The 14,579-nt window shown below is 59.4% G+C and carries 19 protein-coding genes and 1 riboswitch; all 19 genes read left to right on the top strand.

Features of this window, described 5'->3' with window-relative positions:
• Window positions 1-9 precede the first annotated feature (9 nt).
• The gene (locus tag ACQUQF_RS21620; RefSeq protein WP_435181282.1) at window positions 10-750 is read left to right on the top strand and encodes a hypothetical protein; all 741 of its coding nucleotides are present in this window, start codon (window positions 10-12) and stop codon (window positions 748-750) included.
• A 462-nt stretch (window positions 751-1,212) separates the two neighbouring features.
• Complete coding sequence (locus tag ACQUQF_RS21615) at window positions 1,213-2,619, top strand: ABC transporter substrate-binding protein (RefSeq protein ID WP_435181281.1); 1,407 nt, start codon at window positions 1,213-1,215, stop codon at window positions 2,617-2,619.
• 46 nt (window positions 2,620-2,665) lie between these two features.
• Window positions 2,666-3,556 carry a carbohydrate ABC transporter permease gene (locus ACQUQF_RS21610; protein WP_435181280.1) on the top strand — a complete coding sequence of 297 codons (891 nt, stop codon included), beginning with the start codon at window positions 2,666-2,668 and terminating at the stop codon, window positions 3,554-3,556.
• A 1-nt stretch (window position 3,557) separates the two neighbouring features.
• Complete coding sequence (locus ACQUQF_RS21605) at window positions 3,558-4,427, top strand: carbohydrate ABC transporter permease (protein WP_435181279.1); 870 nt, start codon at window positions 3,558-3,560, stop codon at window positions 4,425-4,427.
• Window positions 4,428-4,429: 2 nt separating this feature from the next.
• A complete protein-coding gene (locus ACQUQF_RS21600) occupies window positions 4,430-5,593 on the top strand; it encodes an ABC transporter ATP-binding protein (protein ID WP_435181278.1) in 1,164 nt (387 codons plus the stop codon).
• Window positions 5,594-5,884: 291 nt separating this feature from the next.
• On the top strand, window positions 5,885-6,115 hold the full coding sequence (locus ACQUQF_RS21595) for a hypothetical protein (protein WP_435181277.1): 231 nt from the start codon (window positions 5,885-5,887) through the stop codon (window positions 6,113-6,115).
• Between the two features lie 139 nt (window positions 6,116-6,254).
• Window positions 6,255-6,518, top strand: a complete 264-nt coding sequence (locus ACQUQF_RS21590; protein ID WP_435181276.1) for a DUF7389 domain-containing protein — start codon at window positions 6,255-6,257, stop codon at window positions 6,516-6,518.
• A gap of 427 nt (window positions 6,519-6,945) precedes the next feature.
• Window positions 6,946-8,337: an ATP-binding protein gene (locus tag ACQUQF_RS21585; RefSeq protein WP_435181275.1), complete on the top strand. Its 1,392-nt coding sequence runs from the start codon at window positions 6,946-6,948 to the stop codon at window positions 8,335-8,337.
• A 230-nt stretch (window positions 8,338-8,567) separates the two neighbouring features.
• The gene (locus ACQUQF_RS21580; protein WP_435181274.1) at window positions 8,568-8,753 is read left to right on the top strand and encodes a hypothetical protein; all 186 of its coding nucleotides are present in this window, start codon (window positions 8,568-8,570) and stop codon (window positions 8,751-8,753) included.
• Window positions 8,754-8,812: 59 nt separating this feature from the next.
• Window positions 8,813-9,295 (top strand): hypothetical protein, encoded by a 483-nt coding sequence (locus ACQUQF_RS21575; RefSeq protein WP_435181273.1) that lies wholly within the window; start codon window positions 8,813-8,815, stop codon window positions 9,293-9,295.
• A gap of 152 nt (window positions 9,296-9,447) precedes the next feature.
• A riboswitch (Fluoride riboswitch) is annotated at window positions 9,448-9,516 on the top strand.
• 6 nt (window positions 9,517-9,522) lie between these two features.
• The gene (locus ACQUQF_RS21570; protein WP_435181272.1) at window positions 9,523-9,906 is read left to right on the top strand and encodes a fluoride efflux transporter FluC; all 384 of its coding nucleotides are present in this window, start codon (window positions 9,523-9,525) and stop codon (window positions 9,904-9,906) included.
• Complete coding sequence (gene crcB, locus ACQUQF_RS21565) at window positions 9,906-10,265, top strand: fluoride efflux transporter CrcB (protein ID WP_435181271.1); 360 nt, start codon at window positions 9,906-9,908, stop codon at window positions 10,263-10,265. Before ACQUQF_RS21570 ends, crcB begins: the two co-directional genes overlap by 1 nt.
• A gap of 160 nt (window positions 10,266-10,425) precedes the next feature.
• Complete coding sequence (locus ACQUQF_RS21560) at window positions 10,426-10,815, top strand: hypothetical protein (protein ID WP_435181270.1); 390 nt, start codon at window positions 10,426-10,428, stop codon at window positions 10,813-10,815.
• Window positions 10,812-11,252, top strand: coding sequence for a hypothetical protein (locus tag ACQUQF_RS21555; RefSeq protein WP_435181269.1), 441 nt, complete (start codon window positions 10,812-10,814; stop codon window positions 11,250-11,252). The genes ACQUQF_RS21560 and ACQUQF_RS21555 overlap by 4 nt, the downstream gene beginning before the upstream one ends.
• Window positions 11,253-11,279: 27 nt before the next feature.
• The gene (locus ACQUQF_RS21550) at window positions 11,280-12,047 is read left to right on the top strand and encodes a hypothetical protein (RefSeq protein ID WP_435181267.1); all 768 of its coding nucleotides are present in this window, start codon (window positions 11,280-11,282) and stop codon (window positions 12,045-12,047) included.
• A 42-nt stretch (window positions 12,048-12,089) separates the two neighbouring features.
• Window positions 12,090-12,929, top strand: a complete 840-nt coding sequence (locus ACQUQF_RS21545) for a hypothetical protein (RefSeq protein ID WP_435181265.1) — start codon at window positions 12,090-12,092, stop codon at window positions 12,927-12,929.
• A 2-nt stretch (window positions 12,930-12,931) separates the two neighbouring features.
• Window positions 12,932-13,324 carry a hypothetical protein gene (locus ACQUQF_RS21540; RefSeq protein ID WP_435181264.1) on the top strand — a complete coding sequence of 131 codons (393 nt, stop codon included), beginning with the start codon at window positions 12,932-12,934 and terminating at the stop codon, window positions 13,322-13,324.
• Window positions 13,325-13,445: 121 nt separating this feature from the next.
• Entirely contained in the window at window positions 13,446-13,688 is a 243-nt protein-coding gene (locus ACQUQF_RS21535) for a hypothetical protein (protein WP_435181262.1), read from the top strand.
• A gap of 64 nt (window positions 13,689-13,752) precedes the next feature.
• A complete protein-coding gene (locus ACQUQF_RS21530; RefSeq protein ID WP_435181261.1) occupies window positions 13,753-14,577 on the top strand; it encodes a transposase in 825 nt (274 codons plus the stop codon).
• Window positions 14,578-14,579 lie beyond the last annotated feature (2 nt).

Here is a 14,579-nt window from a genome sequence, read left to right as displayed (position 1 = left end):
GTGCTCACCATGGAACAAGCACTCTACACACCACATACGACTGACGAGGACTGTTCGTGCCCGATTCACGTCGACGGGAAGCCCCAGGCGCTTCCGCTCGGTGTGCCGTTCGCCGATCGGGTCTCCATCGACCCCGACCTCGACCGCGAGGTTGCCGAGGCCATCTACGGCCACCATCACTCGTACATGGACGACCTCCCCGACATCAACATCTGCCACCACGGGATTCTGTTCGACAGCGATCTCGTCGGCGCTATCACCTATCGAGCGCCGCTGCTCGGGAAACTCAAGGTGTTCGAGGGCCCGGACGGCCAGCTGACCCGCGACGAAGAGACCGCCCAGGAGAACGGCTGGGAGAAGCACATCATCTGCGGCGGGGATATCATCGAGGTGAATCGGATCTGTATCGGGGCGCCGTTCAAGAACATGGCCTCCTGTGGGCTTGCGGCGTCGATGGACCAGTTCATCATCGACCACGCCGCCCGCCTCGATGCAGAATGGCTCATGACGTTCATCCGCGTCGACCACGTCGGGTCGATGCTGAAGGCCCTGATGGATAAGGCGTGGCAGATGGTCGGCATCTCCCAGCCCAAGCAGGCCGGGAATCGGCCGGACAAGGAGATCCGCGAGTGGGCGAAGCAGCGGTGGCTCTGCCACATCGACGACGTCACCACGGTCTCGCGAGAAACCGTCCAAATCACCTTCGACGAGTTCACTGCGTCCCCCGTCCAATCGCCACAGAACGCCTAAGCGGTCGTTCGCAATTTGGGTTTGTTAGTCTGCAAGGAGAGTAGAAGACGTATGTCTCAGGGTTCACAGTCCAGTCTTGGCGCGTTCGGCTCCGGGTTAGAGCATCCCGCTAACGAAGTGGGTTCCCCGGATGAGGAACCGGCTCCAGAAACCGACTCCGGACAGACGGCAAACAAGCCCCCCGGAGCATCATCGCTCGAATCCCTCTACGAGACCGTGAGAGGAGTCCGAGTGGCTTCTGTTGCATTGGTTCCCTTTAGTGAAGAATTTGTTAATACTCATTACTTAACTGCATTAGAGAAGTTCCTACTCACTTCCGTAGTCCTGACTGTTTGCAAACCCAGTGAGGGCGGGCTATATACCGGATTGTTCGCCTATAGGGTGGAAATACGCCTCCGCCCAACAAAATATAGAAAATATTAAAGTTCTATAAACGGGGCGGGGTCGACCCAGACGACGCTGATGACCTCGCAAAAATCTCGACGGACTTTCCTGGAGAGCGCGGGCGTAGCCACGATTGCTGGCCTGGCAGGCTGTTCGGGACAGGGATCGCAGAACGACACGACCACCACCGGAGGCGGCGAAACCAACGAGACGACCGGAACCACTACGGGATCGATGCGGACCGATACGGTCAGCCTCCGCTTCTGGCACGCGATGGGCGGTGACCTTGGGAAGCTCATCGACTCACTCGTCGACGACTTCACCAGCCAAGCCGACGGCATCGAGATGACGGCCACCCAGAAGGGGAGTTACCGCGAGACGCTGAACGCGACCACGACCGCGGTGCAGTCGGGCAACCCGCCGGGTATCGCACAGATATTCGAGATCGGGACTCAGTTGGCGATCGACAGCGGGGTGTTCGAGCCGGTCGAGAACATCCTCCCCGACGCGGTCAACTTCGACAATTACCTCGATTCGGTGCTGAACTACTACCGGATCGACGGGAAGCTCCACTCGATGCCGTTCAACTCATCGAACGCCATCTTCTACTACAACAAGAACGCGTTCGAGGAGGCCGGTCTCGACCCGGAGAACCCGCCGACGACCTTCCAGGGGGTCACCGACGCCGCCAACGCGCTCACCGATGCCGGCGTCGTCGACAAGGGGACGACCTGGCCGAACCACTCCTGGCTGGTCGAGCAGTGGTTCGCCGAGCAGGGGCAGGTGCTCGTTAACAATGAGAACGGCCGCGCCGGCCGCGCTACCGAGATCTTCCTCGAGAGCGACGCCTCGAAGAAGGTCTTCAACTGGTGGACCGACCTCTACGAGCAGGGGCAGTACCTCAACCCGGGCATCGAGGCGTGGTCCGCGGCCCAGCAGGCGTTCCTCACCCAGAGAACGGGCATCCTCGGCTACTCGACGTCGAGCATCGCGCCGATGAAGGAGGGCGCGAAGAAGAACGGGTTCGAGCTCGGGACGATGCAGCTCCCGACGCCCGGCGGCGTCCGCAACGGCGTCGTCATCGGCGGGGCGTCGCTGTGGGTGCCCTCGAGCCTCTCGCAGCCAAAGAAGGACGCCGCGGGCGAGTTCCTCGCTTGGCTGACCAAGCCCGCACAGCAGAAGCGCTGGCACAAGGGCACCGGCTACTTCCCCGTCCGGAAGGAGGCGATCTCCCAGCTGAAGAACGAGGGCTTCTACGACCAGAACCCCAACTTCCTCACCGCCATCGAACAGCTCCGGGCGACGAAGGACATGCCCGCTACCCGCGGGGCCGTGATGGGGCCGTTCACCAAGATTCGCACCATCGTCGAGGAAGGCTACGTCAGTATGATCCAGAACAGGAACAAGAACGTCGACGACGTCATCTCGAAGATCGACAAGGAGGCGACGAACGCCCTCAAGTCGTATAACCAGAAAGTGCGTTAATCGGACGGCTAGACCGAGTGACTAACGACCAGACGTTACACCCTTTATGGCAGAATTCACGAAACCGTTCGACTCGAAATTGGGTGCAGGACTGCTGCTCCTCCCGACGTTCGTCGTCCTCACCGTCTTCCTGTACTACCCGGCGATTCAGACGTTCCGGTTGAGCTTCTTCCAGACGCTGCTGCTGGGCGCGAGGCAGACGTTCGTCGGACTGGAGAACTACGCCACGCTCGCGACGTCGCCGGCCTACCGGACGAGCGTCCTCGTCTCGTTCGTGTTCGCGGCGATCGTCGTCGCGGGGACGCTCACGGCCGCGCTGTTCGTCGCGTACCTCCTCTTCGAGGTAGAGGTCGGCGAGTCGGGCTACCTCCTGATCGCGATCTGGCCCTACGCGCTCCCGACCACCGTCGCGGCGACGATACTCCTGTTCGTTCTGCATCCCAACCTCGGCGTCATCACGTACGCGATCGAGTCCGCGACCGGGCTCTCGCTGGACTGGTTCACGAGCGGGCCGCAGGCGCTGGCGGTCGTCTCGATCGTCGCAATCTGGAAGCAGTTGGGGTACAACATTATCTTCCTGGTCGCGGCGCTGAACAACGTTCCCGAGACGCTGACCGAGTCCGCGAAACTCGACGGCGTCGGCCGGCTCACGATGCTGTACCGGGTGTACGTTCCGCTCATCTCGCCGACGCTCGTCTTCCTCATCGTCATGAACACGATCTACGCGTTCTTCAGCACATTCCCGATCGTCGACCTGATGACCAGCGGTGGGCCCGACAACGCGACGAACCTGCTTATCTTCAAGCTGTACCGTGACGCGTTCGCCTACAGCAGCCTCGGCAAGGCGTCGGCGGAGTCGGTCATCCTGTTCGTCATCGTCTCGATACTGATGTACGTCCAACTGCGCTTCACCGACAACCACACCCACTACACATAATATGACAACACGAACGTCCGAATCGACGGCGTCGGCCCGGGTTCGAGTCAGCGATCTGTTCGGCGACCAGCTGTTCGTCCACCTCGGACTCGTCATCTCGGTCGCCCTGATGGCGCTCCCGCTGGTCCTGGCAGTGTTCATGAGCACCCAGACCCCGACGGAGGTGTACGACGTCACGAACGTCGGCTTCGGGAGCGCCGGGTTCTCGAACTACTGGACCGCGCTGTTCGACTACAACCTGCTGCGGTACATGATCAACTCCTTCATGATGGCGTCGATCATCGTCGTCGGGAAGGTGACGCTATCGCTCCTGGCGGCGCTCGCGCTCGTGTACTACCGCCTGCCGTACGAGCGGGCCGTCTTCATGTTCATTCTCCTCACCCTGCTGATCCCGGTGCCGGTCCGGATCGTCCCGCTATTCCAGTTGATGGCGGATCTCGGATGGGCAAATACGCTGTTGTCGATCACGGGCCCCTACATCGCGAGTGCGACCGCAGTGTTCCTATTCAGACAGCACTTCATGTCGATCCCAGAGTCGCTGGTCGAGAACGCGCGACTCGACGGCGTCGGCCCGATGGAGTTCCTGTTCCGTGTCCTGATCCCGATGTCGAAGGGGATGATCGCGGGGGTCTCGGTGATCACGTTCGTTTACGCGTGGAACCAGTACCTCTGGCCGCTGATCGTGATCAGCGCGCAGAAGAAGCAGGTGGTCCAGGTCGGTATCAAGTACCTCCAGGGCGCGAGTCAGTCCGGACTGACACAGTGGGGATTGATCATGGCCGGGGCGGTCATCGCGCTGCTCCCGCCGCTCGTCGTCCTGTACGCGTTGCACCGTCCGCTCCTCGAAACGTTCGCGATCCAGCAGAAGTAAGAATGGCACGCATCAACTTCCAGAACCTCACGAAGCACTTCGGTGCGGTACGAGCGGTCAAGGGTATCGACCTCGAGATCCGGGACGGCGAGTTCATCGTCTTCGTCGGGCCGTCGGGCTGCGGGAAGTCGACGACGCTTCGGATGATCGCGGGCCTGGAAGACATCACCGAGGGGACGCTCAGGCTCGGCGAGCGCGTCGTCAACGACGTGCCGCCGAAGAACCGGGAGACCGCGATGGTGTTCCAGAACTACGCGCTCTATCCGCATATGACCGCGGCGGAGAACATGAAGTTCGGGATGCGGTCGGCGAGCGACTTCTCGAAGTCCGAGATCGACGAACGCGTCGTCGACGCCGCCAAGACGCTCGACATCGAGGAACTGCTCGAGCGCAAGCCGAAGAACCTCTCGGGAGGTGAGCGCCAGCGCGTCGCGATCGGCCGTGCGCTGATTCGCGAACCGCAGGTATTCCTCCTCGACGAGCCCCTCTCGAACCTCGACGCGAAGCTCCGGGTGGAGATGCGCGCGGAACTGCTCAAGCTCCACCGCCAACTGGAGACCACGACGATCTACGTCACGCACGACCAGACCGAGGCGATGACGCTCGGGGACCGGGTAGCGGTCCTGAACGACGGCGAACTCCAGCAGGTCGACCCGCCCCAGCGGCTGTACGACTACCCCGAGAACCGCTTCGTCGCCGAATTCATCGGTGAGCCGGCGATGAATGTCCTCCCCGTCGAGGTGCAGGCCGACGGGGACGCCATTACCGCCGTCCACGACGGGTTCTCCGTCGACCTTCCCGGTCCGAATCGCATGAACGTCGACCATGCCACGCCCGCCTCGTTCGGCGTCCGCCCAGAGGACATTGAGTTCGGGTCGCAGCTCCCCGACAGTGCGGCGACGTTCACGGCGGAGGTGACCGTGACCGAACCGCTCGGCGAGCAGTTGTTGCTGCACTGCCAGGTCGGGTCGGACGAACTCCAAGTGAAGGTCGAACCCCGGAGGGACGTCGCGGTCGGAGACGCAGTGACGCTCGGCTTCGACGAGGACCGACTCCACCTGTTCGACCAAGAGTCAGGCGAGACGCTGTATCACTCAACTCCGCGCGACGAGGGCGCTGAAGCGGACAGTGACGACACCGTGCGGCCGACGGCGGACGGAGCGTGACGACCGAAGCGCAATTCCCGGTTCGAAGCAAACTCCGGCGGTCGCCATTTGCTCACTAGTGGCCAAACGAACTGTCGCCTGCCGGTGTCCAGTAATCCCTCTCGGTACGCGTCCGGAGGAATCCGTAGATTTCACCATGGCTACCTGACGACGTTTCTCCCGATGGAACAAGACAAGCAACGTACGCGCCCAAACGAGGCGGGAAGGTGACATGAGACGAGGTCGATTCCTCGGAGCGAGATCTAAAACGGAGAGACCGTCAAAATCGGGTTCGACGAGGAACACCTCTCCGTGACCGGGGAGCGAGTAAAGCTCCTGCTCTACAACGACGGGGACCGGGTGGCCGACCAAAAGCCATTCCCAATCCCAGTGCTGGAGGATATCCCCAAGAACTGCGTGACCCAAGCGCACAATCAGACGAACATCGAAGCGCCGATCGTGATGCCGCCAATCGTTCACCACATTCTCTCACATTCACCAGGCGAACTCATCGACGCGGCACAATCGGCTGTCCAAGAGTAGAGTTTGTATCGCCGCGCCGGGAGCGGCGGCGCGTCACCGTCTCTCTGCCCACGTCATGTGGTTAGTGTAGCGGCGGACGTCGTGGACCTGGACGACCAACAGGTCTCGGAGAGCAGGCCCGTTAGCCTGCTGTAAAACCATGACTGAAGACGAAATTCCGACCCACGAGCTTCCCGCTGAGTACGACCAAGAAACGCATGTCGAACGGACCGACGTCGGAGTCACCATCACCACGCGGGTCAAGCGCGGCACCGGAACGCGAGACGAGGACAAGCACAAGGTGAAGGCGAAGGGCCGGACGTTCGAGCACGCTCGCGACCAGCACCGCCAGGGGATGGACTATCTCGAAAAGGAGGTCGTCGACCGGACTCGCAGCCTCGATCCCAACCGCGACGAAGAGTAGCGCAAAATCCCATCCTTTCGATAGGTCAATACTACGGCTCCAAATACAGAGAATCCACTTGTGAAGGGCCACCAATACGTGAAGCCCTGCTCTCCGGACTGGGACAGTAGGACCCTCGACTTTCTCGTGTTCCGCGAGGTCTCCGAACCAGCCTCCATCACTGTCGAGGCAACTTGTGGAGACTGCATATTCGAGTTTATGCTCGACTACGCCGCTGTGAACGTTGCTTGGGAAGACGGAAGGTACCATGACGGCCACGCCGAAGGCGAATATGGCGCCGGCGAAACTACGAAATAGTTCTCCCCATCCTGATCAGGAACTCTCTTCCAGAGCTTCATAGCGGGATATAGTAATGATACTCCGAAGTATCGTACTTCAGAGTACGATTAGGGGAAGTATTATAGATGGACAGTGAATAAGAGCAAGTATGCCAGACTTCGTGAATCGGAGCGAAGAACTCTCGCGGCTCCGCGCACTTTATGAGTCAGATGACGCCGAACTCGCAGTAATATATGGCCGGCGGCGACTTGGTAAGACGGCGCTCGTCAAGCAGTCACTCGACCAGTACGACGACGCCGTCGTCTATCAGGCGAAGCAAAAAACAAGCGCCCTCCAACTCCAGCAGTTCATCGACGCAGCCGCGGAATCATATTCAGGTGTGACCCGGATACGAGAAGACTGGGAGGAGATTCTTCGATACCTCGCCGAGCAAAACGCGATTATTGTCCTCGACGAATTCCCCTACTTGGTCGAACAGGACGAAAGCCTCCCCTCCGTGTTACAGGCAATGTTCGATTACGAACTCGACGAGTCGGCCGCGACATTCATCCTCGTCGGTTCATCGATCAGCATGATGGAAGAGGCTGCCCTCCTCGGAAACAGTCCACTGTACGGCCGTTCCTCACTCAAACTCGATATTAGACAGCTACCGTTCGACGCCGCGATGGAATTCTTCGACGATACGTACAGCGTAGACGAGCAGGTCCTTACGTGGGGCGTGTTCGGCGGTGTCCCGTACTACCTCGAAGAGGTCTCCCCCGACTCGACGCTTGCAGAGAACATCCAGCAGACAATTCTCTCACGCCATGGAACCCTCCACGATGAACCAGACTACGTACTTCGAATGGAGCTCACGGAACCGACGCGGTACTTCTCGATCTTAGAGGCTATCGCCGGCGGAAGCACCAGTCGGAACGAGATTGCAGGGACAACGGGTATTGACTATAACCAGCTCTCGAAGTATCTCAATCGACTCTCCCGGCTTCGTCTCGTTGATCAGCACGTGCCGATCACCGAGCAAAAAGAACGGAGCAAACGAAGCCGATACCGTATTCGGGACCCGTTCTTCCGCTTCTGGTTCCACTTCGTCTACGGGACCAGCGAGCAATACGACGAGTTCGGGGGAGACGCGTACGACGTGCTCATTAAACCGGAGATGGCTAATTTCGTGAGTCGGTCGTTCGAGGAGTTATGTTGTTCGGCCCTGCGGTCCCTCTATCCGGAGTACACGATCACGAAGACCGGGCAGTGGTGGTACGGTGAACACGAGATCGACGTCGTGGGCCTCACTGCGGGAGAAACCCTAATTGCCGGCGAGTGTAAATTCCAGCAATCGCCACTCGGGTACGACGCCCTCTCGAAGCTTGAACGACACGTCGATGAACTCCGTTGGACGCCAAACGACGGCAGCAGTCGAGTCGAGAAGTACGCGCTATTCTCACGGAACGGATTCAAACAATCCGTCAGGGAGGCGGCTGCAGAGCGAGAGAATCTTCGACTATTCTCAGTCGAAGATATCGTTACTGCGTTGAGCAGCTAACAGCACCAGAGATACATTCGCAGTTTTCATCGAAGATAGGGAACCCAGATTCTCGGCATTCAAGCCGGTGTTTGAGATTCGAAAGGGAATGACTGCCGCCTCACCCTCGATTTTCGAGATGGAGACCTCGAGCGGTTGGTTGGGCTGCCCGACCTTCTCGTGAACACCTACTAGAAAAGTTGAATTTCAGGATATAAATCATTAAATTCTGTAGGTTACGAGAATCAGTCATGAGTTCCTCCGAATCTCTCTTAATCGCAGGTGCCCTCCTACTCGGCATCTGCCTGCCAGTGGTAGCCGCCAGCCTTCCAAATTCATATAGCCTGTTCTTCTTTTCCCTCGTGGCATTCGCCGTCGTTGCGATCGGGGCGCTCGGTTTCATCGCATTCTATGCGAAAACCCGACGCGCCTACTGAGTCAGTCTCAACTAAAAGCTCCCTCGGTTTCTCTCCCCCAGGGGAGGTGAGGGTATCTAATGAGTGTCACCGACTATCCGACCGACGAAAACGGCAACCCAGACCACGAAGCAGCTATAGAAGCCATGGGGCTCACTGATATTTCCTCAGCGAATCCCCAGTTCTACGTCGCGCCGGCCGGTAACATCCTCGCAGTGATAGGCGTCGATGCCGACGCTGGAGAGGTGACAGGAATCAACCCAGCAGACCTGCTGGATACCGACACCTGGACGGCCAACCTCCAAGTTCTCTGGGACGAGTGGGCGAACGGCTCGCTCACCTTCCGCTCGCGACAGTACCTCGCCCCCGAAGAAGCAACGTACAACACCGAACAGAAGGCTGCCATCGACCGAACCTATCTCGCCGAGCTCGCCGACATCTCCGACAGGCTCCTCAAGGAGATCACCGACAACGACGAATCCCCTGACGGCGACTTGGCTGAGGCAGTCCAGGCAGTCTACGCGGCTCTCGACTACCACGACGGATTTGTCACACCGCCGTAAGAGTAGATAAGAACACGGGTTCTGTATTCAGAATCGCTGCTGGAATCACCGCTAAGTACAGAACGTGAATTGAACCCCCGTAATTTCGTCGGACGATAGATGGTCACTGACTAGTTCCGTAATATATATTTGGAAACGCCAGAATCTTCCGGTAGCAACCGGGCGATGGAGTCCGCCTGCTCCAACTACCGGCGACGCCGGTTGATGACTCCTTTTCAGAGGCCCCTATGACAGATACACATCCGCTCGTGACACTCGAAACGATCATCCTGATCGGCATCGGCGGCTTTGCTGGGTCGAACCTCCGGTACTTCGTCGGGCAGTTACTTCCCGGAATCGAGGGGACTCTCCTTGTGAACACGCTTGGGAGTTTCGCTCTCGGCTTCCTGTTGTACGAGGCCATCCATCTCGGTGTGTTAGCAGGCGAGACGAAACTAGTCGCCGCAACAGGCTTCCTTTCGTCGTTCACGACGTACAGTACGTTCGCATTGGAGACGGTGCTGACGCCGGAGTTGGCGCTTGTGAACGTGGTCGGAACCTACGCGCTTGGATTCACGGGCGTGATTGTCGGGCGTGAAGCCGTGGCCGTCTTTGAGCGGGGGGAGCAGTAGTGGTGACTGTTGACCCGGCGCATCTTGTGGGGACAGGCGGTGCGTTCGGGGCGCTCTGTCGGCATTACGTGGCCCAAGCCGTGGAAGGGGATGGATTTCCATTGGGAACGATGACGGTAAATGTTCTTGGGAGTTTTGTCCTTGGAGTGGTGGCCTTCGCCAGCGTGAACAGCGACATTCTGTTGTTCGTTGGAGTTGGGGCCGCCGGGTCGTTCACGACGTTCTCATCGTTTTCGTTCGAGACCGTTCGGCTGTGGGAGGACGGGTATCGGCGGCAGGCGACAGTAAACGCGCTCGGGAATCTCGGCGGGGCACTTGTTGCGCTCGGCGTCGCATGGGGGATAGTGACCGTTGTTTGAGGTATTGAATTGTACTTGATGTCTAACACGAAAGATCTGCACCACGTACTTATCGGCGCTCTATTCCCATCTCAAATGTAGACTAAATAAAAACCGAGCTGCCAAGTACTGGTAAGCAGCCCGTCGTTTTTGGTCCCCAGCGTGGGTGAGGGTTCACTTCATGAGGCTTATTCCAGAGCTCCAAGACGCTGCGCCGGACAACTGGGCGTTTGAGACCGAAATCGGTAACGGAGAACGGTATCGGTTTGCACTAGAGTATAGCTGTGTGTTCTGCCATATCGCGTCCCGTAGCGGTGGTCGATGGCAGGTCGTTGTGAACTATCGCCCCGATTCGACGGAAGATGCAATCTTCGGGATGGAAGAAGAGAAGTGGCAGAACGCGCTGTCACTCGCGAGCGGCGTCATGGCGTTGTACACCGCAGCAGTCGAAAACACCATCGACTCGCTCAGTTCGTACGCAGACCTCCCACCGGACGTCGTCGACGGGATGCCAGGTGCGAACGCGACACAGAGATCCCCCAGCAACGAGAAGGGGGAAAGAAGCTCATGAGCAGTACGACCGACCGCTATTCCGAAAGTCGCCTAGAGAGCCCGCCCGACCTCGACCAGTTGAAGCAGCGAGCAGAAGCGCTGAAAACCCGGTACTCCGAACACGTCATCGGGAAATCAACACCAACGGAGGGTGAACCTGCCGACCTTGCAGCGGTGTTCGCCCGCGTCGACGGACTCGTGAATCTCCGGACGGCGATCTCGTGTCCGCATTGTCCGTGGATGGAAGGCGTCTCGGACAACAGCATCGGCTACGCGCTCGTCGATACGAGCGGGGAGTCGCTCTCCGAGTGGTTCATCGGCGACCGCTGTCCGAGACATGCAGACCATGTCCCGGCGAACGCGGACATCATCGTTCAGTACGAAACGTCGCCGACAGCTCGCCGCCTGAACGCGCTCAAGCGTAACGCCCGCAAGATCGCCCGACTCAACGACTAACTGCCCCATTCCGACTCGGAGTTCGATATGATATTCCTCGGAGTTTCCACCCCACTCGATAGCCGGCCAGACCCAGTTCAACGACTGTACGCCACTCTCGCGGATGTAAACGATGCCGTAGATGGGCCCAGATACCTGCGAAACGCAACTGGGTCGCTCGACTGGCCGGACCGTGGAGTGTACTTCTTCTTCTCGTCTGACTCCGATCTGGAGTCAGCGCCGGCGCGAGACTGGCACCTTACTCGCGTCGGGACCGTCGGAGTCTCCGAGGGCAGCTCGAACACGCTCTGGAACAGGCTCCGGCAGCACCGAGGGAATTTCCGTGGAAAGTACGCCGGCGGCGGCAACCACCGGGGGTCGATCTTCCGACTCCACGTCGGCCGTGCACTCATCGAACGCGATAACCTCCACGATGACTACCACCACTGGGGAACGCCGCTGCGCGACCTCGACGTCGAAACGACGACCATCCGTGAACAAGAGCATCCGCTCGAGCAACGGGTCAGCGACTACATTCGCGACCTGCCGTTCCTCTGGGTGAACATCCCCGACGAACCGGGCCCCGAGAGCGACCGTGCAACGGTCGAAAAGAACGCCATCGCGACGCTTAGCCACTTCCGTCGAACCAACCCCGACCTGTACAAGGACGGCTGGCTTGGCCACGAATCGCCGAAGCCAGAAATCTACAAGACGGGGCTCTGGAATATCAACCACGTCGAGGCGTTATACAGTCAGCACGTCGTCGATCTCATCTCCGAGTACGCCGAAAAGACCCAGCCTCTCTCCGAGGAGTGATGGGGCGTTTGTCTCCCCCTCCAGGCAGGTGGAGGAATAACTTTGAACGCTACTACCACCGACCCGCCGTATGAGGCGGTCTTCCTCGATGAACCACCGCTTCCTGCCGGGTTCATGCAGGAGTGTAAGTCTGAACACGACCTCCCGTTCTACGTCGACGTGCCGCTCCCGGACAGTGTCCCGAAGGATACTGCCGACCGCGAAATCGACCTTGCAGAACGCATCCTCTCGGCCGGCGGGACAGAGACTCAAACGGCGCCGACTCACCACGAGGAGATCCGGAAGTCAATGACCGAGTGGGCGCCCGACCATGGCGAAGACATCGATGGCGACCCCGGCTACTGGCGGCGGATGGTTCTCTCGCTGTCGCCTCGTGAGCGGAACTTCGGCACTCTTCGTGGCGAGTACGAAGAGCAACTGCAGAAGGCTCGAACGATTCTCGCCTGGGCAGCCGACACCATCAGCCAGGACGTCCTCGAGGAGGTCGAGCAAGAGCAAGCCGACGCTATCCGGGAGAAGTGTCGGGACGCTGCAGAAGCGGTGAAGGCCGAGCGAAAGCGGGAAGCGTTCAGAGACGACCCACCGGTGTCGGTCAACGGCTGGGAGCGCGTCGACGTCGACCACGGTGACGTCCGACTCGCCTACCAAGCAGAGAACCATGGAACGCCGGTCATCGCGGTCGTCTACGACCAGCCTGACGGCGGGTTGGAAGCTCGCGAGTTCACGCTGGAGAGCTGGAACAAGGCAGGAGGTAACCCTCACGAGACGCGGACGAACCGACATCTCGTGAGTTCGGTCGGAGACACTGCGTTCGACCGGCTCTACAGCCACGTCCACACGTTCGACGTTGAACCACTCCCGGCCGACGCCGTGGAGGCGTAACGATGGGCGACGAGCGAGCACGCGCCGAAGACGCGATCGAGGCAGCACTACGGGAGCGAGGTGGCACAGGGCAAGAACTGCTCGGGGAGTGTCCATACAACGCGATTGCGCTCTCCGACGAGCTCGAGGAGAGGTTCGACGACCGCGTGGTTCTGCTAATCCGTGGGCTACTCGACATGGACCGGGCGCCGTCGCCGCTACCAGTCATCGATCCAGACCACCACGGGAACGCTCACTGGTGGGTCGAGATGCCTATCGGCGGCGTCTGGCACACGCTCGATATCGCCTCGGAACTCCCGGACCGTCGAGGAGAGTCCATCATCGTGAAAGGGCGCCCAGAACACTACGTTCCCTACAAAGTCAACCCTGAAACCAAGTATTTCCGACCCAGATGATGCGAGTGGCTGGATAAAGATACCGGGAGCTTGAGCCATCTCCAAACTGACTGTCACGGTCTCGATTGGGGTGGTTTGTCACTCTCAAAACCGAGTGAGAGAGGTTCTCAGGTGAACAAAAGTGGCAGTCTTGAAAATCGTTACAGCATCCAACTGGCCTCAAGTTTCGGGTCGCGAATTCATCGAAGCAGTGATCGGCCGATACCGGTTCCGCGGTCACAGCTCTAACCTGACCGTCGAGGTCAAAGACACCGACGAAGGTCAGGACTTGGCAATCAACGGGAGGACAGGCTTTGCCGCCTTCCCCGAGGAGAACGTCGACAGCAAGGACGATCTTTCAGACCCCGAAAAGGTGCTCTATTGAAAACGACAGACGGCGTCAGGATTGTTTCGTAACGGTTTGAGAGAATGAGGTCGAGAAGTCGAGTGTGGCAGTCGCGCTCCTCGACCTCATTGAGAAGGCACTACGTGTAGCCAAACAAGCGTTGGGAAATCACGCGGGGAAGCCCGAGTCAGGCGGGCTTCCCCGCGAGGCCCACATCGTCGCGCACTGTATTCGCAAGGAAGAGGGTCACACCTTTACGGAACTGGTTGATCGGCTCGGACTTATGCCGGAGGTGTGCGACCGCCTCGGCATACATCCCGAGGCGTTGCCTGACCCAACCACGTTCTACCACTCACTTGATCGATACGCGATGTACGTGTGGCGGGCGTTGCTGCGCGTCTCCGCGCAGCAACTCCGCCAGTCTGGCCACGTCGCCCTTGACAGCACGTTCTTCGAACGTGACCAAGCCTCGCAGTATTATCTCCAACGTCAGAGCCGGACAGTCACAACAATCAAAGCGACGACGCTAACTGATACAGAGTCGCTGGCGGTGCTGGACGTGCATTGCTGTATCGAGCGGGAACACGATACGAAGGCTGGCCCGCGGGTCGTCCGCCGGAATGCGGACGACCTGCGGGCCGTCGTCGCCGACAACGGTTTCCAAGACTGGCATACCGAATACGAACTGTCCGCGTACGATCTCGACTACCGCGTCCATCATCGTGGATCGAAATTGATGGCTGTGGCACACAACGCACTCAACCGGACGAACGGCTACCCGCAGCGGTGGATGGCGGAGACGTCTTACTCAACGACAAAGCGAACGCAAGCCTCCGCCTTGCGTTCGCGGTTCTGGTATCGGCAGTTCCGTGAAATCGTCTTGATGTTCGCTCTCCACAACATCAAGAAGACCGCTAAGAAACTATGATC

Source organism: Halorussus sp. AFM4, assembly GCF_051194995.1.
GTDB lineage: Archaea > Halobacteriota > Halobacteria > Halobacteriales > Haladaptataceae > Halorussus.
The sequence above is the reverse complement of the archived record's forward strand: the minus strand, read 5'-3'. Positions and strand labels throughout refer to the sequence as shown.

Bases quoted from the DNA above. Each gene is read 5' to 3' on its own strand.
- ACQUQF_RS21620 (WP_435181282.1), top strand. From the start codon at position 10: ATGGAACAAGCACTCTACACACCACATACGACTGACGAGGACTGTTCG.
- ACQUQF_RS21590 (WP_435181276.1), top strand. From the start codon at position 6,255: ATGACTGAAGACGAAATTCCGACCCACGAGCTTCCCGCTGAGTACGAC.
- ACQUQF_RS21575 (WP_435181273.1), top strand. From the start codon at position 8,813: ATGAGTGTCACCGACTATCCGACCGACGAAAACGGCAACCCAGACCAC.
- ACQUQF_RS21555 (WP_435181269.1), top strand. From the start codon at position 10,812: ATGAGCAGTACGACCGACCGCTATTCCGAAAGTCGCCTAGAGAGCCCG.
- ACQUQF_RS21550 (WP_435181267.1), top strand. From the start codon at position 11,280: ATGATATTCCTCGGAGTTTCCACCCCACTCGATAGCCGGCCAGACCCA.
- ACQUQF_RS21605 (WP_435181279.1), top strand. From the start codon at position 3,558: ATGACAACACGAACGTCCGAATCGACGGCGTCGGCCCGGGTTCGAGTC.
- ACQUQF_RS21540 (WP_435181264.1), top strand. From the start codon at position 12,932: ATGGGCGACGAGCGAGCACGCGCCGAAGACGCGATCGAGGCAGCACTA.
- ACQUQF_RS21570 (WP_435181272.1), top strand. From the start codon at position 9,523: ATGACAGATACACATCCGCTCGTGACACTCGAAACGATCATCCTGATC.
- ACQUQF_RS21585 (WP_435181275.1), top strand. From the start codon at position 6,946: ATGCCAGACTTCGTGAATCGGAGCGAAGAACTCTCGCGGCTCCGCGCA.
- ACQUQF_RS21560 (WP_435181270.1), top strand. From the start codon at position 10,426: ATGAGGCTTATTCCAGAGCTCCAAGACGCTGCGCCGGACAACTGGGCG.
- ACQUQF_RS21615 (WP_435181281.1), top strand. From the start codon at position 1,213: ATGACCTCGCAAAAATCTCGACGGACTTTCCTGGAGAGCGCGGGCGTA.
- ACQUQF_RS21610 (WP_435181280.1), top strand. From the start codon at position 2,666: ATGGCAGAATTCACGAAACCGTTCGACTCGAAATTGGGTGCAGGACTG.
- ACQUQF_RS21600 (WP_435181278.1), top strand. From the start codon at position 4,430: ATGGCACGCATCAACTTCCAGAACCTCACGAAGCACTTCGGTGCGGTA.
- ACQUQF_RS21580 (WP_435181274.1), top strand. From the start codon at position 8,568: ATGAGTTCCTCCGAATCTCTCTTAATCGCAGGTGCCCTCCTACTCGGC.